The organism is Longitalea luteola (genome assembly GCF_017356035.1).
Lineage (GTDB): Bacteria > Bacteroidota > Bacteroidia > Chitinophagales > Chitinophagaceae > Niastella > Niastella luteola.
In genome coordinates this window covers 548,667-566,443 of sequence record NZ_JAFIQX010000004.1, presented here as the reverse complement: position 1 = coordinate 566,443, position 17,777 = coordinate 548,667, and the positions used below count along the sequence as shown (strand labels likewise).

Genomic DNA, 17,777 nt, shown 5'->3' with positions numbered 1-17,777 from the left:
ACGCTCAACGCAAAACGCAAAACGCTGAACGCAAAACGCAAAACGCTCAACGCGAAACGCAAAACGCTCAACGCTGAACGCTCAACGAAAAACGCAAAACGCGAAACGCTAAAGGCTGAGTGCTTAAGGCGGAAGGCATGAAAATTTGCTTAAACGGTATTGTTGACGATTGTCGATACGATTCTTGATTCTCGATTGCCGATTGTCGATTGCCGATTGTCGATTGCCGATTGTCGATTGCCGATTCACGATTGCCGATTCCGCCATGATCTAAAATTAAAATCTATGAACAGAGTAGTTGTTACCGGTATGGGAGCGCTTACACCCATCGGCAACGATGTATCGACCTTTACCAGAAATTTATTGGCAGGAAAAAGCGGCGCCGCACCCATTACCCGGTTCAATGCAGAACGGTTCAGGACCCGCTTTGCCTGCGAGCTGAAAGACTTTAATGCAGCGGCCTTTCTCGATAAAAGCGAGCTGCGCAAAACAGACCTGTTTACGCAATTTGCGCTCGTAGCAGCGGATCAGGCCATCAAAGATTCTGGGCTCGATCTGCCATCCATGGACCCATTTGATACCGGTGTTATCTGGGGTTCAGGACAAGGTGGTATGCAAACCTTTGAAGAGCAGGTCGCTGAATATATAGATGGAGATCGCAATCCCCGGTTCAATCCTTTTTTTGTGCCGAAGCTCATTGCCAATATGGCTTCGGGCATGATCTCGATCAAATACCGCCTGATGGGCATTAATTATACAACGGTATCGGCCTGCGCCACCTCGAATACCGCTATTATGGATGCGCTCAATTACATCAGGCTTGGCAAAGCCAAAGTGATTATTACCGGCGGCTCCGAAGCACCCATCACAGAAGCATCAGTAGGCGGTTTTTGCGCCATGAAAGCCATGTCTACCCGCAATGATGATCCGCAAACGGCATCGCGGCCATTCGATGTGAACAGGGATGGTTTTGTAATGGGCGAGGGAGCAGGAGCCCTGGTGCTGGAAGACTATGAGCACGCCCGCAAAAGGGGCGCAAAAATATATGCAGAAGTAGCCGGCGCCGCTATGACAGCCGATGCCTGGCATATGACAGCTACACATCCGGAAGGACTGGGCGCTTCTCACGCCATGCGGCTTGCCTTACAGGATGCCGGCATTGCCCCGGGTAAAGTAGATTATGTAAATATGCATGCTACGTCAACACCGGTGGGTGACCTGAGTGAGATAGCTGCTATCACGAAATTGTTTGGCAACGATCTTTCTGCTGTACATCTCAGCGCTACCAAGTCCATGACCGGACATTTACTGGGAGCCGCCGGCGCCATTGAAGCCATCGCCTCAATTGCAAGTATAAACGAAGGCGTAATTGCACCCACTATCAATACCGATCAACTCGATCCGGAATTACCAGCCGGTGTGCAGATCGTGCTTCAACAACCACTCGAAAAGAAAGTGGATGTGGCTATGAGCAATACATTTGGTTTTGGCGGGCATAATGGGATAGTTGTGTTTAGGAGAGTATAAATTGTTAGTAGGAAAGGTGAGTGATGAAGCGGGACCAGAGAATGTAGGATGCCAATGTGCTAATTAGCTAATATGCTAATGTGCTAATGAAATACAGGCTTATGCGAAGGAGCATTATAATTAGCATATTAGTACATCTGTAAATTGACCGTATCAATCGTTTGCGCAATTTTAGTTTTCCAAATCAATGCTATGGAGTAATTTTTCGCCTTCTTTTTATAAAAAAAGAAGCTACCATAGTGTATGAATTCGCTGCGAGTCCCTTATCTGACTAATATAAATCAGTATACGCCTTTACGTGATGTTTCGCATGTGCTCGATGGCACACCCAGGCAGGAACTGGTGTATGCTCCGTGGGCAGAGTATCCCTACCATCCTCAGGTGCAGTTCTCCATGGTGCATGGCAGCGATGCCGTGTTCCTTAAGTATTTTGTTAAGGAAAAAACAATAAGGGCCGTTAATAATACACATCATTCGCCGGTGTATAATGACAGCTGCGTAGAGTTTTTTATCGGCTTTGACGATGAACCGGCCTATTATAATTTTGAATTCAATTGCATAGGGGCACATTTAATAGGTTATGGCGAAGATAGGCTGAACCGTACTTTATTACCGCATGATATTAGTCAGCAAATAAAGTACAAATCTGTACTTACTAATGACCAAAGCGGCGAAGTCATTGGCTGGGAATTGACACTGCTGATCCCCGTAACTGCTTTCTACTTCCACAACATACAATCTTTAAAGGGCCGGAACTGTGTTGCTAACTTCTACAAATGCGGCGATGAACTGCCCGAACCACATTTTGTAACCTGGTCGAACATCCAATGGCCACAGCCTAATTTCCATTTACGCCAGTTTTTTGGCTCCCTGGTGTTTGAATAACCAATTAGCTAATCAGTTCATGTAATAACGCCCTGAAGGTCCACAAACCTGTTTTCCGGCACCTAGCGCCTGAGGCTACGGTAAGACACCCGTAATTTCTAACACATCGCCAGTTCGCAAAGCCTGTATTTCAATTCTCACATTCTCACATTATCAAATTATCACATTAAGTTTTGGCTTGAATCTTGCTTACCAACCCCCGATCAAAATTTACCGTATCTACCCTTTACGATAATAATTCACGCGATCCGCTATCCCGGGAAACTACTCTGAACATTCATTAAAACCATTTGCATGCGAAAACTTTTGCTATTAAGCATTTTTTGCCCGGTTATAGCTGTGTCTCAACAACGCTTTCACGTTACCCTATTCGGCGGACTTTCCAATTATGCGGGCGATTTACAAGACCACCAGTTTACTTTAGAACAATCAAATTTTGCTTTTGGCGCGGGTCTCAAATACGATCTTTCGCCACACCTGGCTCTGCGCCTGGCGTATAATCACGGCACTATTGAAGGGGATGATAAAAAGAGCAGCGATCCCATGTTACGGGCACGCAACCTGAGCTATGTTTCAAAGATCAATGAAGGTAGTTTACTGTTAGAATACACCCTGCTGAACCTGGAAGAAAGAAAGATCTCTCCATATATATACAGTGGTTTAACGGTGTTTCATTTCAACCCATATGCATACGATACCCTGGGCAATAAAGTTTTCCTGAAACCGCTCAGCACCGAAGGCCAGGGCCTGGCGGAATATCCCGATCGCAAACCTTATAAACTCACCCAGTTTGCCATTCCGGTAGGGGTGGGATTAAAATTCAGGATCAGTGATAATACGGTGCTGTCATACGAAGTGACCTTACGTAAAACCTTTACGGATTACCTGGATGACGTAAGTAAAACCTATGTCGACCAGATTGCGCTTGGCCAGGCAAGGGGATCGAAAGCGATTGACATGGCCTACCGGGGTGATGAATTAAAAGACAATGCAACAACATATCCCGCTGAAGGTTCGGTACGCGGTGGTTCAAAATATAAGGACTGGTATTATTTTACCGGCTTCACGCTGTACGTTGGGCTGGGTTCCCGTAATGGTGGCAGCGGCAAAGCATTTGGCGGCCGCTATCGGGGCGGTAGGAACCAATTGGGATGTCCGAAAGTGCTGTAAAGGCAATTTGCTCATTAGCTAATGTAATAATAAGCCAATGGAAAGCCTGGAAGAAATTGGGTGCCACTTTCTTCCGGGCTTTGTCATTTCTTGTTAATCATTCTCTCTTTTACTTACTGGCAAATTAGCAAATCAGCACATTAGCAAATTATCACATTAGCAGCTTACCTTTGCGCCATGTCATATAGAAATCAGCAGCATTTTATTGATACGTTGGAGCAGGCAGGTGAACTGGTGCGTATCAAATCCTATGTAGACCCGAAATTGGAAATAGCAGAAATTACCGATAGAATTAGTAAAACTACGGGCGGTGGCAAAGCCCTGTTGTTTGAAAACACCGGCTACGATTTTCCTGTGCTCATGAATGCCTATGGCAGTGAAAAAAGAATGTGCCTGGCGTTGGGGGTTCAACAACTCGACGATGTAGCGCGCGAAATTGAAAGCTTGTTTCACTTACTTGCTTCGCCCAAAGAAAGTATCATCGATAAATTGAAAGTGCTGCCCAAATTGTCGCAGTTTGCCTCCTGGATGCCAAAAGTAAAAAGCGGTCGGGGAGCCTGCCAGGAAGTGATCATGCCGCAACCGGATATCTCGAAACTGCCGGTGATTACCTGCTGGCCAAAAGATGGCGGTCCGTTCGTGACCCTGCCTGTTATTCATACGAAAGATCCCAACACCAATACCCGCAATGTGGGCATGTACCGTATGCAGGTGTTTGGACCTGCCTTAACGGGCATGCACTGGCACAAGCATAAAGTTAGCGCCCGCCATTTCAATGAATACAAAAAGCTTGGCAAAAGAATGCCGGTGGCTGTAGCATTGGGTGGCGACCCCGTATATGCATATTCTGCAACAGCACCGCTGCCGGAGAATGTAGATGAATATATGCTGGCCGGTTTTCTGCGTAAGAAAAAAGTAGAACTGGTTAAATGTATTACCCAGCCCGAAATAGAAGTGCCTGCCGACGCTGATTTTGTGATTGAAGGGTATGTAGACCCCAATGATGAACTGATCTGGGAGGGACCGTTTGGCGATCATACCGGCTATTATTCATTGCCCGACTGGTATCCGCGCTTTCATATTACCGCTATTACCCACAAAAAGAATCCGGTGTACCCGGCTACTATTGTTGGAATTCCGCCGCAGGAAGATGCCTGGCTGGGCAAAGCTACCGAACGCATTTTCCTGGCGCCTATTAAAATGACCATGGTGCCTGAGATCGTTGATATGGATATGCCTATCGAGGGGGTTTTTCACAATCTGGTGATCACCAAGATCAATAAAGAATATGCCGGTCAGGGACAAAAAGTAATGAATGCCATGTGGGGCGCCGGTCAAATGATGTTCAACAAGATCCTGGTGCTTGCCGACGAAGGCGTCAAAATCCAGGATTACGAAAAGCTGGCGCAATACGTATTTGCCAATCTGAATCCGGCCACCGATATCTACCTGTCACAGGGACCTATGGATGTGCTGGACCACAGTTGCAGCAAGCTGGGCTTTGGCGGCAAAATGTGTATCGATGGAACGCGGAAATTCGATGAAGAAACCGATCCGGCATTTGAGTTTCCGGTATTAAGCACCAGGTTCGATAAAAAGCTGTTGCAGCAACAATTCCCGGAAATAAAGGGCATCAATGATGCGCTGCCGGCCATACATATTCCCTGTTTGATCATTTCTGTTGAAAAGAACCGCAAATTGCATATCCGCGAACTGCATCAGCAGTTATGCGCTACCGGTATGATCGAAGGCATTAAAATGGTCTTGTATGTAGAGCATACGGTAGATGCCAATGACCTGCCGGTTGCCTTATGGCGGTTCTGTAACAACCTCGATCCCCGCCGGGATAGCGTTCTGGTACAGCAGCCTGCCCGCCAGATCCCTGGTAAAACCTGGGCCTGCATGGGCTTCGATGGTACCATTAAAACAAAAGAGCTCGACGATTTTCAGCGCGACTGGCCCAACATTATCGTAGCCGATGATAAAACCATTGCTTCAGTCGATGAAAAATGGAATACGCTGGGCCTCGGTGAATTTATTCCTTCGCCATCCTTAAAGTTCAAAGACCAGATGTATGGGGAAGAAGCAATCGTAAGTTAGTTTATGGTTTGTGGTTTGTGGTTTGTGGTTACGCCTGATTCGAAGCATCCGGTTATTCGCGGGCGCCCTGTCATTGAGCAACGACAAACTACAAACAACAAACCACAAACAACAAACGCTATCTAAATTGAATAGCTTTAATTGGTTGTACTCGCTTAATTATAATCGTTGGAATAAGCAACACCAGGAAACAAACAATGAATGTGCCGGTGTTTACCGCTGCGATCTGCCACCATACGATATCTACCGCTGCTTCTGAGATATAATAGGCGTCTTCAGGTAATTTAATGAAGCCGGTCTTTTGTTGCAGCCAGGCGATAAATAATCCGCAGATATTGCCCAGTAATAAACCAAAGAAGGTGATAATGGCGCCGTGATACAGGAATACGCTTCTCACCGTATGATTTCGGGCGCCCAGGGCTTTTAGTAGGCCGATCATGCGGGTGCGCTCGAGCACCAGGATCAGCAGGCAGGTTATCAAATTCAGGAGCGCTATGCCGATCATGATCGCGAGCACGATCAGGATGGTTTTATTTTGCAGGGCCAGCCAGTCGAAAATACTGGGATAAATATATTTTATTGTATTGCTTTGCAGTCCCACCGGAATGTCAGGAACGATGGCATCACTCACTTCATCCATACGGTTATAATCGTGCAGGAAAATCTCATAACCACCTATGAGGTCGGCATGCCAGTCGTTCAACCGTTGTATCAGTTTCAGGTCACCGATGGCGATCAGTTTATCATATTCTTCAATGCCCGTTTTAAAGATGCCGGCCACAGTTAATTTGCGGGGGCGGGGAGGAGCGCCGGGTTGAATAAAATAGATCAGCACCTGGTCATTGGTATCTAATTTTAACAGGTTGGCTGTATACGCCGATAGCATGATCTCGTTACTGTAACCGCTGTCGGTAAAGTTCAGCCAGCGGCCTTTTACTTTGAACTTCTCCAGGTTGCCGAAGTCATAATCCTTTTCTACTCCTTTGAATAATACCCCTTCGATGGTCTCAGCCGTTTTTAAAATGGCATTTTTGGTAGCAAATGCCTGAACGGTTTTTATGGCGGGATATAATTTTTTAAGATCAGTCACCGAATCACTGCGCTGAATGGGTGTTTCTTCGGCAATGGCAACGCGTGCTGAATAATAGCTTTGAATACGGATATGGCCCCAGAAACTAAACACTTTCTGGCTGATCGTTTTCTGGAACCCGCTGGCAAAGGTTAACGTAAGTATCATTACGGTAACGCTGATCACAGTAGCTCCAATTGATAACCGGATTACAAAGCGGGAAAACGATTTCTGCTGATTAAAGGCAATTCTACGTGCTATAAAAGCGGCAATATTCAACCGGCATGATTTTTAGTCCATCAAAAATAACCCCTCATCCTAAGAACGACGAAAGTTTTTTGATATTTTATGGTAACATTGTATGCTTTAGCGCTGTGCAACGTTTTCAAAATGCGGCACATCTAATACCTGACGAAATGCATAACATGAAAAATATCCTCATATCAGTTATTGCCGGCCTGCTGATTTCAGTTCCAGCAAGAACGCAGTTAACAGAAGCCATCAACTACCCTAATATTAAAACGGTTCAATTGTTCCCTGCCGGCAACCAGATAGGTTACCCAATCATGAAACTGGGCAGTTCTGACCGGTTCGAACTGCATTTCGATGACCTGGACGCCAATGTTAAAAACTACTCCTATACATACCAGTTGTGTAATGCCGACTGGACGCCGGTTATGCTCAGCAGTTTCGATTTTATCAAAGGATTTTCCTGGCAACGCATAAATACTTACCGGATATCATCCGTAGCATTTACCCGGTACACCCATTATTCGGCGGTAGTGCCTGATAATAACTGCGCTCCTTCGCGTTCGGGTAATTATATCTTAAAAGTATTCTTAAATGGAGATACGTCGAAAGTAGCTTTTACCAAACGTTTCCTGGTAGTGGATGACCAGGCCTCGATAGCTGCACAAATTCAACAACCATTCAATGGCGAAATATTCCGCACGTGGCAAAAGATCCCGTTCCAGGTTACCCTGAGCGACCGGTTACAGGTCATGAACCACCTGCAGCAGATAAAGGTGGTGATCATGCAGAACAACCGATGGGATAATGCGCTCGTTAACGTGCGACCTACTTTTTTCTCTGGCAGAAAACTTGACTTCAATACCGAAGATCAGATCGTAATGCCCGGCGGTAAGGAATGGCGCTGGCTCGATCTGCGCAGTTTCCGCCTGCAGAGCGACCGCGTAGCGAAAGCCAATTACAATGCCCGCTCAACCGAGATCTTTGTCAAGCCCGATGTTGACAGAAGCCAGCATCGATTTGTATATTACAGGGATATCAATGGCATGTATACTATTGAAACTACGGAAAGCCTTAATCCATACTGGCAAACCGACTATGCAACCGTACATTTTACGTATATACCACCCGATAACGTACCCTTTGCCAACCGCGATCTCTACCTGATCGGGCAGCTGACCAACTACAATCTGAACGACAGCGCAAAAATGACTTTTAATAACGAGACCAGGGCGTATGAAAAAACGCTTTTCCTGAAACAGGGGTATTACAATTACAATTATGTGACGATCGATCAGCATGATAAAAAAAGGGCGGCTTCATACGAGTACACCGAAGGTAATTTCTGGGATACAGAGAATATGTATACCATCCTGGTTTACTACCGGGCGTTGGCGGGCCGGGCAGATGAACTGATTGGGATCGGTCATGTGAGCTCCCTGCACGGAAGACAAGGTATTCAATAGGCAAAAGGCTCAAGGCTGAAGGCAAAAGGCTCAAGGCTCAAGGCTGAAGGCTCAAGGCTCAAGGCTGAAGGCTCAAAGCTGAACGCAAAAGGCTCTTGCGAGTTATTCACCATTCACCATTGACCATTGACTATTGACCATTGCCCACTCACCACTGACCACAATTATTTGGAAAATATTCATTGTTAATTCTCCATTCATTCGTACATTTGCACCCGGCAGGTCTTACACGACCAGCTCCCGCTGAACCCCCCCAGGGCCGGAAGGCAGCAAGGGTAGGTGGTTGTAGCGGTGCGATGTAAATCGCCTGCCTTTTTTCTTTTTTATTCCCTACAGAACTGCACGATAGGTTGTAATAACCGACTTAGAATTTACCTGCTCACTTACTCATTTCAACAAACAAGTCTAATACCAGAGCAAATTCGTAAATTTGCAACTGCAATCTAAAATCTAAAATAATCATGAAGTTTTTTATTGATACAGCGAATCTTGCCCAGATCAAAGAAGCTCACGACCTAGGTATTCTTGATGGTGTTACAACCAATCCTTCCCTGATGGCCAAAGAAGGTATTAAAGGGGAAGAGGCAGTTATGCAGCATTATCTCACCATCTGCGAACTGGTTGATGGCGACGTAAGTGCTGAAGTATTGTCTACCACTGTAGATGAAATTATTGAAGAGGGCAAAAAGCTGGCAGCTATTCACCCCAATATTGTAGTAAAAGTACCGATGATCAAGGATGGTGTGAAAGCTTTGAAATGGTTCTCAGACAACGGTATCAAAACCAATTGCACACTGGTATTTTCTGCCGGTCAGGCAATCCTGGCTGCCAAAGCGGGCGCCAACTATGTTTCACCTTTCATTGGCCGCGTTGACGACAGCAACTGGGACGGTGTGGAACTGATCAAACAAATTGCGCAGATCTACAAGATCCAGGGCTATAAAACAGAGATCCTGTCTGCTTCTATCCGCAATCCTTTACACATTGTAAAATGCGCTGAAGCTGGCTCCGATGTGATCACTTCTCCGCTGGAACCCATTCTGGGCCTGTTGAAACATCCGTTAACTGATATCGGATTGGCCAAGTTCCTCGACGACGCCAAGAAGATGCGTCATGAACTGGCTACTGCCAAGTAATCAATTTACAATAGGCAAAAGCAACTTAAACGATAAAATAAGAAGGGATTGGAAGCTCCAATCCCTTCTTATTTTACATTTATAATCGTACGCTGTATTTCATTATCACATTATCATATTAGATCATGTACCGATAAGCATATTTCTCGAATTCTTTCTGTTCCTCCGCTGAGAAGGCGTATTTAGGATCTCATCCACTGTTTTCAGCCGTTCCACTACTTCTACTTTCTTAATATAAATGGTGCATTCTTTCCAGATGGCCGTATTATTTTTCAAGACCGCTTTTACGGTCACTTTTTCACCTTTAAAAGCAGTGTCGAGCACCAGACTATTGCCATCAAATTTACCTGCCGAGGCCGTAAAATCGATCTCCTTATTGGTTAAAGGAAGCCAGCGGCCATCCGATAATTTGCCATCGACGTTAATATAATTATGCACGCCTTTTTTAAGGCTGTCAGTGTACAGGTGAAAAAAAATGCTATCTACCTGCTGCGCCCGTCCGGCCAAACCGGCGGCGGTTATCAGCAGTAACAGCAGGAGCTGCTTACGGGGTACGTTGGTTGATATTTTCGGCATGGTGAACAATGTATATGTGTCTTCAAAAATACGACGCAACAGGTCGTATTTATTTAGACTAAAACGAACGTGTTCCGGTTGTGTTGTGCCCGCCTAAATGTCTGTTAAATCGGTTAACGAATTAACATGCATGTTTTTCACCGGAACCAGGGAGATCTCTTCGTAATGGCGCACAACGGGGTCATACCGCACCATCATATCCTGGGCAATCTGGGGAACTACGGCAATATCAGCCGCTTCGCCGGCAAATTCCTTAATGGCATCCATACTGTCCCAATAGGTCACCACCAGGAATTCGATACCATCGGTGACAGCCCGTTGAAAGATGGAGGCGTGTTTAAAGCCCCTGATGGTTTTTAGTTTTTTGAACGTATCGTTCTGAAGATGAGCGATATAATCATTGGTACGCTCTGGTTTTACAACACCTGTCCAGTTTCTCGAGATCATAGTAATATGGAATTGATTAGTGAATACGGTAACCTGCCCGCGCAGGCAGGCGCTTAACGCCTAAAACTTAATGCTTAAGGCTCAACAGTTATCAACATTAAAGCAATTGCCGTTCCGTATTGCTATGGATGCGTTGCTACTGCACTCTCCCCGAACCTTGAGCCAAAGCAGGCCTGCTGCACACGCAGGAGTAAGCGTTCAGCGTTAAGCGTTTTGCGTTCAGCCTTAAAGATACCCACAACATATTAACATTTATAAACACCATTTCACAGGCGTTATTCCACAAAAGTGCACAACTTTTGAGGCCTGTTAGTAGAACCGGCACTATTTTGTATCGCTATTCGTTATTTTTGTCGTTTCCTAAAAAATAGATCAAGTGCGCTTAAAAAGCTTAGAAATCAAAGGGTTCAAGAGTTTCGCCGATAAAACCGTACTCCACTTCGATGAGGGGATTACGGGCGTTATCGGGCCCAACGGGTGTGGTAAGAGTAATATTATCGACAGTATCCGCTGGGTGATCGGGGAGCAGAAGATCAGTCACCTCCGTAGTGAAAACCTTGAAAGTCTGGTGTTTAACGGGTCCAAAACCCGCTCGGCATCCGGTCTGGCCGAGGTGAGCCTTACCTTCGAAAATACCCGTAACCTGCTGCCTACTGAATTCAGCACCATTACCGTAACCCGTAAGTTCTACAAAAGCGGAGAAAGTGAATACCGCCTCAATGACGTTCAGTGCCGTTTGCGCGATATCCAGAACCTGTTCATGGATACCGGGGTAAGCACCGACAGCTACGCCATCATCGAGCTGGGGATGGTTGATGAGATCATTAAAGACAAAGAGAACAGCCGCCGCCGCATGCTGGAACAGGCTGCCGGCATCACCATTTATAAGACCCGCAAGAAAGAGGCTAAGCAAAAGCTGGATGCCACCGAGCAGGACCTGGCCCGTATCGAAGACCTGTTGTTTGAGATAAACAACCAGTTGAAAACGCTGGAGAACCAGGCTAAAAAAGCAGAGAAATATTACGAAATAAAGAAGGAATACCGCGAGCTGAGCATCGAGTTGGCCAAAGCGGCCCTCGAAGGCTTCAACCTCACGTACCGCGAGCTCAATTCACAATCTGAAATAGAGACCGATAAAAAGATCCGCCTCGATGCGGAGATCGCCAACGAAGAAGCGATCATTGAACAGGAAAAAGTAGGTTTCATTGAAAAAGAACGCGCCCTGCAAAGTATGCAGCACGAGTTCAACGAGCTGTTGCAAACCCTGCGTACCAAAGAGAATGAAAAGAACCTCGCTTCCCAGCGCCTGAACTTCCTGAAAGAAAAAGAAACCAGCCTGCGGGAATTTCTGAATAAAAGCGAAGGAACGCTGAAATCCATTGAAGACAGTATTGAATATACCCGCGTACAGGTAGATCAGGAACAGGGCAAACTGGAAGGGTTGGAGCAAATGGTGGAAGAGCACAAAGAAACCGTTGCCACCAAACGTTCGGTCTTTGATGAAATGAGGGGCAAGGTAGACTGCCTGCGCGCCGAAAACCTGAGCCTGCAGCGCAACCAGTTCGATGCGGAAAAGAAGGTGGCCGTTGCCGATACCTCTATCCAGAACGTTCAAAAAGCGATCAACCAGATCGAAGAAGAACGCGAGGCCCGCTACAGCCAGTTAAAACAGCTGGAAGAAGAAAAGATGGTGAAGGAGCAGGAGCTGGAGAAAAGGCAAATTGACCTGGTGCAATTACAGGAGCACCAGGAAAGGACCAAAGAACAAATATTAATTACCCAGCGCGAACTGGAAGCCTTACGTCAGCAGCTGGCCGAAGAAGGCAGAAAGCTGGATGCCAAAAAGAACGAGCACGATCTGTTGAAAAGCCTGATCGACTCCATGGAAGGTTATCCCGAGAGCGTAAAGTTCCTGCACAATAACCCGGGCTGGAACCATACAGCACCAATTTTATCAGATATTATTTACGTTAAGGAAGAATTCCGCGCTGCCGTTGAAAATGTGCTGGAACCTTACCTGAACTATTACGTGGTGAACAACCTGCAGGAAGGTTTACAGGCCGTGCACCTGCTCGATAGTAACAAGAAGGGTAAAGCGAATTTTTTCCTGCTCGATAAATTAAACGAACGAAAGAACGAGGCGGAGAACGGACATGCGCCCGCCAATACCATCGCCGCAATGGATGTGATTGAGGTAGATGCCCAATACCGTCAGTTGGCCGAATACCTGCTGGGCAATGTGTTCATTGCTGAAAGCGAGGAAGCCCTGGCCACCAGCAATGGTTCGGTAGTACTGGAAAAGACCGGTAAATATGTAAAAGGCAAATATGCATTGACCGGTGGTAGTGTTGGATTATTTGAAGGTAAAAAGATCGGTCGTGCCAAGAACCTCGAGAAATTGCATGAAGAGATCGTAGCGCTGGAAGAAGTTGTACAGGGATTAAAGGACGGTATTCAGCAAAAGCACAACGAGGTGATCGGGTACAACGAGCAATTGAAAGATACGGCCATCAAACAAGCCCAGGCTGATATCAATACATTGACCAACCAGGTGTTCTCCCTGGAGAACAAAATGGAAAACCTGCATGGTTTACAAAGTTCTTCGCAGAACAGGCTGGAAGAGCTGCAGATGAACCTGGAAGAAACAACGTCTTCCATTTCAGGCACCCGCCAGCAATGGATGGAACTGGTGAGTCAGTTGAACGAGCTGAAGGAGCAACTGGCCAGTGTGGAAAGTGAATACAAATCGGCTGAAAGCGAATACAACAATGCACAGTCGGTATTCAATGAATACAATCTTCAATTGACACGTCAAACCAGTAAGATCAATTCATTGAAGCAGGAACTGGACTTCAAGAGCAAACAGCTGGTTGACCTGCGCAACCAGATAGAAGCGAATGCATCGCAATTAAAACAAACAGTTGAGCATATTACCGAAAGTGCGGAGCAACTGGCCAATGCAGAGAACGGATTGATAGACATGATGCGGCGCAAGGAAGAAGAAGAAAAAACGCTTAACGAAGCCGATCAGGCCTATTACAACCTGCGGAATGCGCTGAGCGAAAAAGAAAGCGAACTGCGTCACAAGTCGAAAGAAAGAGAGCAGACGGAGCATTTGCTGAGCGAAATAAAAGACAAGCTGAACGAGCTGAAGCTGCAGCTGGCCGGCATGAAAGAGCGATTGAGCGTTGAGTTCAAGATCAACCTCGATGATATCATCGATCAGCCCCGTACAGGCGACACGCCCGTAGAGGAGCTGCAGGAAAAAGGCGACAAAATGAAAAAGCGCCTCGAGAACCTGGGTGAAGTGAACCCAACGGCTATCGAAGCTTTCCAGGAAATGAAAAAACGTTATGAGTTCATCCTGGAACAAAAGAACGATCTCGTAACGGCGAAAGACAGTTTATTACAAACCATCCAGGAAGTGGAGGCTACCGCCAACCAGCAGTTCCTGGATACTTTCAACAAGGTGCGCGAGAACTTCCAGAAGGTGTTCAAGGCATTGTTCACCGAAGATGACTCGGCAGATATGATCCTGGAGAATCCGGAGAATTTGGCTGAGACCAGCATCGATATTGTGGCCAAGCCCAAGGGGAAACGCCCGTCTTCGATCACGCAGTTGAGTGGGGGAGAAAAGACCTTGACGGCAACAGCCCTGTTGTTTGCGATCTACCTGATCAAGCCGGCGCCGTTCTGTATCCTCGATGAGGTAGATGCGCCGCTGGACGATGCGAACGTAGGTAAGTTCACGCAAATGATCCGTAAGTTCAGCCAGGAGAGCCAGTTTATCATTGTAACACACAATAAGCAAACCATGAGTGCTGTGGATGTGATCTACGGGGTTACCATGCAGGAGCCCGGCGTGAGCAAGCTGGTGCCGGTTGATTTCAGGAATTTAAATTAACGCGGTTTAATGATTAGATATAAAGCCCGGCAGGCAACTGCCGGGTTTTTTGTTTGCTGCACACTTTTTAGCAAAAATGGCGCACTTATCAGCAAAATGTACGCAGATACAAATTGGCGTGTAAACCAATTGAAACATGAGTTACTTTCGCTGCACTTTACAGTAACTCTCCATAGCCATGAAACGTACACTACTGTAAAGCTGATCTCAGCAAAAGAAAAGCCCCGACGAGCAACATCGGGGCTTTTGGTATTGATCAGTTATTTCATTTCTAGTGATGCCCGTGGCCGCCTTTTTTGCCGCCGCCACCTTCCTGTACGGCCAGCGTGGCCAGGTCGCGATCGAACAGGTACATACCGCCTTTGTCTTCACCGATCAGGTTCAGTTTGTCGATGATATCACGGGCAAGGCTTTCTTCCTCGATCTGCTCGGTAACATACCATTGCAGGAAGTTATGGGTGGTATAATCCTTTTCCTGGATGCAAAGTTCAACCAGTGCATTGATCTCGTTTGACACTTTTACTTCATGTGAGTGAACGATATCGAATATCTCGCGAATGTCTTTAAAGTCTTTTTGAGGAGCAGCAAAAGGCGGAACAATAGCACGCCCACCCCGGTCGTTAATATAACGGAACAATTTCAGCATATGCATTCTTTCCTCATCTGAATGATGATACAGGAACTGCGCCACGCCTTTATATCCTTTTACTTCTGCCCAGGAGCCCATAGCCAGATAATACATAGAAGAATAGCCTTCCAGGTCTATTTGTCTGTTTAATGCCTCTTCAATTTTGCTCGAGATCATACGTGAATAATTTTATTCAAATTACTGAAATATTATTAGTTAAAATTTATTGCTTTCATCTTTATTTTTGGCAAATGCGTACGATCCTTCTATTGTTATGTTCCAATATTTTTATGACGATCGCCTGGTATGGTCATTTAAAACAGCAGCACATGCCTATATGGAAAGCCATCCTGATAAGCTGGGGTATTGCTTTTCTGGAATATTGCCTCATGGTGCCGGCCAACCGCTGGGGATTCTCCAATGGCTTTACCGGATTTCAGTTGAAAATGACGCAGGAAGTGATCACCCTCGTCGTGTTTACCGTTTTTGCGATGGTGTATTTACATGAGCCCTTTCACTGGCGCTACCTGGTTAGTTTTGCCTTGTTACTGGGAGCGGTTTACTTTATGTTCAAGAAATAGCTGGCTGTAAGTGGCGGGTGGCCCGTAGGAGAGAGCAATCGGCAAACGTGAAATCCGCGAAACGGTAACTTAATACTTTAAACTTTGAAACTGGCGCCCGGCAACCGGCAACCGGTAACTGGCAACCCAATCCTACAAAATCAATCTGGCAACGCGCCCGTTACTGCCGGCGAGAAAAACGGTCTTGCCTTTTTTGGCTTTACGGCAAACGTGGTAACCTGTTTCGCTGATCAGGCGCCAGGTAAGGCCGCTGTCGGTGGACAGATCAACACCCGAGGTGCCGCAACAAAGCAATTTTTTATTGGTGATATAAGTAATGCTGCTGCGGTACCCGTGCGGTGGGGTAGCAGGGTGGAACCAGGTTTGTCCCCCATCATTGGTCAGCACACAATTACGGGTGGTGTCTTTATCCCTGGTAAAATCGCCCCCCGTAATAATAAACGTATTGCTCACGCGAGGACCGCTGTTTCGTACTGCAATGGAATTGGCCCCTGTGCTTTCCTTACCCTGGATGATGGGGATCGACCGGCCGCCGGCATCGTCGTGTAACCGGCTCACCGTGCCGCCGCTCACGAACAGGAAATCCTTGTTGCGGAAATAATGAATATTGCTGCCGCTGCTGGCAAAACACGCTTCTCCGGCCATTGCATTGGATTGCATGATGGGCGGTGTTTTCTTCCAGGTATTGCCCCCGTTGGTGGTCTTTGCAATGAAGAATTTCGAGTCGATGGGATCGCCCACGACGACGCCGTGTTTGTTATCATAAAAATCCATGGCATCGAGGAACATGCCTTTGGTAGAATCGGCAAATACGACCTTCCAGTTGTCGCCGCCGTCGGTGGTCTTTAAGATATGCGCCGGTTCGCCTATACCCATAATGATAGCTGTATTCGCATTAAAAGCCTCTATATCGCGGAAATCTGTTTTTTCGAACCCTTTTACCGTGATCCATTTCCAGGTTTTTCCGCCGTCTAACGACTTCCCTACGACGCCCTGGCTGCCGCTTACCCAAACAATATGGTCGTTAACAGCACATAATCCCCGGATAGAGGTGGCTTTTCCGCTCGTAAGCTGTTCGATGGTTTGAGCAGTTGTGCAAAAAGAAAGGCCTGCCAGCAGCAGTGATAATAACGATAAGCGGGCGGTCATGAATGTGTTTGTTTTGGAAACATGAATATAAAAGAAAAAGCCCTGACGGAACCGTCAGGGCCAATATAATTTCATCAGTCGACTTACCAAATTTGAACTGCTTTCATTGGTATCGGATTTTTTTTCAAAGGTAAAACACGTTTTGGTTACAGGTTTTCAGGATATCGACTGGGTTTTCCAAGGGATCTCATTGGATCTGGTCTTTGAACTTAGGCATTGGATGTAAGTACTGTGGAACGGTTTTTTAAGGATACGATCTACAATGTAAAAATTACATTTTTTGGAACCGGTTTTTTACGGGATAATTGGACGGTGGTCGTTCGGATACTGGATTTTGAAACCTCTTTAAAAACTTACTACTATTGATTATTGAAATCAGTAAATCAAAAATATATGTTAAACCCATTCGATCATAGAGCAAATGTGCCCGATTTAAAACCTTCAGTTATTACGTTGGGTATCGTTTTAATAACATGTCGCACAGGTAAATAACCAGTTTGCAGTATAGTAAAATTACTATAGTTGCCGGTTGCGAACCCGATGATATGGCATTAATATAGCCTTTTTACATACAGGAAGTGACCATTCATCCGGCGAGAAATCCACGGTAGGTTTTCACGGTGAATAAAAGTACAAAAGCAGGGGCAGAAAAAGCATTTATCAGGCAAGCGTATTTATACAACACAGTATGTGGTGCGCACCAGGGAAAAGCATCGGTTGTTTATTACAGATATAACACTATTGTTCACCCGCCGTAAATTAGCTAAATCGAATAGTAATAGTACAATGCTCCCAACCAGTTGATCTGTCTGGATCTGACTTATGCAACCGGTTGTGCAGAAGCGATTTTTAGCAACAGTATTTTATGCAGAAATCGACAAAAGTACAAT

Annotated in this window: 13 protein-coding genes and 1 other RNA gene; 9 read left to right on the top strand and 5 right to left on the bottom strand. The window is 46.0% G+C overall.

Annotated elements, in window-relative coordinates; translation table 11 throughout:
- Positions 1–285 precede the first annotated feature (285 nt).
- From fabF to JUB15_RS13685, 4 genes are all read left to right on the top strand, one after another.
- A complete protein-coding gene (gene fabF / locus JUB15_RS13700; protein WP_207513058.1) occupies positions 286–1,527 on the top strand; it encodes a beta-ketoacyl-ACP synthase II in 1,242 nt (413 codons plus the stop codon).
- Positions 1,528–1,770: 243 nt separating this feature from the next.
- Positions 1,771–2,412, top strand: coding sequence for a carbohydrate-binding family 9-like protein (locus tag JUB15_RS13695; protein WP_207513057.1), 642 nt, complete (start codon positions 1,771–1,773; stop codon positions 2,410–2,412).
- A gap of 294 nt (positions 2,413–2,706) precedes the next feature.
- A complete protein-coding gene (gene porG, locus JUB15_RS13690; RefSeq protein ID WP_207513056.1) occupies positions 2,707–3,582 on the top strand; it encodes a type IX secretion system protein PorG in 876 nt (291 codons plus the stop codon).
- Positions 3,583–3,759: 177 nt separating this feature from the next.
- Complete coding sequence (locus JUB15_RS13685; protein ID WP_207513055.1) at positions 3,760–5,682, top strand: menaquinone biosynthesis decarboxylase; 1,923 nt, start codon at positions 3,760–3,762, stop codon at positions 5,680–5,682.
- 118 nt (positions 5,683–5,800) lie between these two features.
- On the opposite strand, the gene JUB15_RS13680 is transcribed toward JUB15_RS13685, so the two are convergent.
- Entirely contained in the window at positions 5,801–7,030 is a 1,230-nt protein-coding gene (locus tag JUB15_RS13680; protein WP_207513054.1) for an ABC transporter permease, read from the bottom strand.
- Positions 7,031–7,176: 146 nt separating this feature from the next.
- Here JUB15_RS13680 and JUB15_RS13675 point away from each other — a divergent pair, with 146 nt between their 5' ends.
- The 3 genes from JUB15_RS13675 to fsa all read left to right on the top strand — a co-directional run bounded on the left by JUB15_RS13675 (position 7,177) and on the right by fsa (position 9,602).
- Positions 7,177–8,466 (top strand): type IX secretion system plug protein, encoded by a 1,290-nt coding sequence (locus JUB15_RS13675; RefSeq protein ID WP_207513053.1) that lies wholly within the window; start codon positions 7,177–7,179, stop codon positions 8,464–8,466.
- A gap of 216 nt (positions 8,467–8,682) precedes the next feature.
- An RNA gene (gene ffs, locus JUB15_RS13670) (signal recognition particle sRNA small type) lies at positions 8,683–8,782 on the top strand.
- A gap of 145 nt (positions 8,783–8,927) precedes the next feature.
- Positions 8,928–9,602 (top strand): fructose-6-phosphate aldolase, encoded by a 675-nt coding sequence (gene fsa, locus JUB15_RS13665; protein WP_207513052.1) that lies wholly within the window; start codon positions 8,928–8,930, stop codon positions 9,600–9,602.
- 123 nt (positions 9,603–9,725) lie between these two features.
- Here the strand turns inward: fsa and JUB15_RS13660 are convergent, their stop codons facing one another.
- A complete protein-coding gene (locus tag JUB15_RS13660) occupies positions 9,726–10,217 on the bottom strand; it encodes a hypothetical protein (RefSeq protein ID WP_207513051.1) in 492 nt (163 codons plus the stop codon).
- Between the two features lie 54 nt (positions 10,218–10,271).
- The gene (locus JUB15_RS13655; protein WP_207513050.1) at positions 10,272–10,625 is read right to left on the bottom strand and encodes an antibiotic biosynthesis monooxygenase family protein; all 354 of its coding nucleotides are present in this window, start codon (positions 10,623–10,625) and stop codon (positions 10,272–10,274) included.
- Between the two features lie 376 nt (positions 10,626–11,001).
- On the opposite strand from JUB15_RS13655, the gene smc reads away from it, so the two are divergent.
- Positions 11,002–14,529 carry a chromosome segregation protein SMC gene (smc, locus tag JUB15_RS13650; protein ID WP_207513049.1) on the top strand — a complete coding sequence of 1,176 codons (3,528 nt, stop codon included), beginning with the start codon at positions 11,002–11,004 and terminating at the stop codon, positions 14,527–14,529.
- Positions 14,530–14,800: 271 nt separating this feature from the next.
- On the opposite strand, the gene JUB15_RS13645 is transcribed toward smc, so the two are convergent.
- On the bottom strand, positions 14,801–15,334 hold the full coding sequence (locus JUB15_RS13645) for a ferritin (protein WP_207513048.1): 534 nt from the start codon (positions 15,332–15,334) through the stop codon (positions 14,801–14,803).
- A gap of 74 nt (positions 15,335–15,408) precedes the next feature.
- Between JUB15_RS13645 and JUB15_RS13640 the strand changes: the two genes are divergently transcribed.
- Positions 15,409–15,738: a DMT family protein gene (locus JUB15_RS13640; protein WP_207513047.1), complete on the top strand. Its 330-nt coding sequence runs from the start codon at positions 15,409–15,411 to the stop codon at positions 15,736–15,738.
- Between the two features lie 132 nt (positions 15,739–15,870).
- Here the strand turns inward: JUB15_RS13640 and JUB15_RS13635 are convergent, their stop codons facing one another.
- Positions 15,871–16,887 carry a YCF48-related protein gene (locus JUB15_RS13635; protein WP_207513046.1) on the bottom strand — a complete coding sequence of 339 codons (1,017 nt, stop codon included), beginning with the start codon at positions 16,885–16,887 and terminating at the stop codon, positions 15,871–15,873.
- Positions 16,888–17,777: the final 890 nt, after the last annotated feature.

What these genes read in the sequence shown, in the direction of transcription:
- porG (WP_207513056.1), top strand. Translation starts at nt 2,707, where the DNA reads ATGCGAAAACTTTTGCTATTAAGCATTTTTTGCCCGGTTATAGCTGTG.
- JUB15_RS13645 (WP_207513048.1), bottom strand. Translation starts at nt 15,334, where the DNA reads ATGATCTCGAGCAAAATTGAAGAGGCATTAAACAGACAAATAGACCTG.
- JUB15_RS13685 (WP_207513055.1), top strand. Translation starts at nt 3,760, where the DNA reads ATGTCATATAGAAATCAGCAGCATTTTATTGATACGTTGGAGCAGGCA.
- fsa (WP_207513052.1), top strand. Translation starts at nt 8,928, where the DNA reads ATGAAGTTTTTTATTGATACAGCGAATCTTGCCCAGATCAAAGAAGCT.
- JUB15_RS13640 (WP_207513047.1), top strand. Translation starts at nt 15,409, where the DNA reads ATGCGTACGATCCTTCTATTGTTATGTTCCAATATTTTTATGACGATC.
- JUB15_RS13655 (WP_207513050.1), bottom strand. Translation starts at nt 10,625, where the DNA reads ATGATCTCGAGAAACTGGACAGGTGTTGTAAAACCAGAGCGTACCAAT.
- JUB15_RS13635 (WP_207513046.1), bottom strand. Translation starts at nt 16,887, where the DNA reads ATGACCGCCCGCTTATCGTTATTATCACTGCTGCTGGCAGGCCTTTCT.
- JUB15_RS13695 (WP_207513057.1), top strand. Translation starts at nt 1,771, where the DNA reads ATGAATTCGCTGCGAGTCCCTTATCTGACTAATATAAATCAGTATACG.
- fabF (WP_207513058.1), top strand. Translation starts at nt 286, where the DNA reads ATGAACAGAGTAGTTGTTACCGGTATGGGAGCGCTTACACCCATCGGC.
- JUB15_RS13675 (WP_207513053.1), top strand. Translation starts at nt 7,177, where the DNA reads ATGAAAAATATCCTCATATCAGTTATTGCCGGCCTGCTGATTTCAGTT.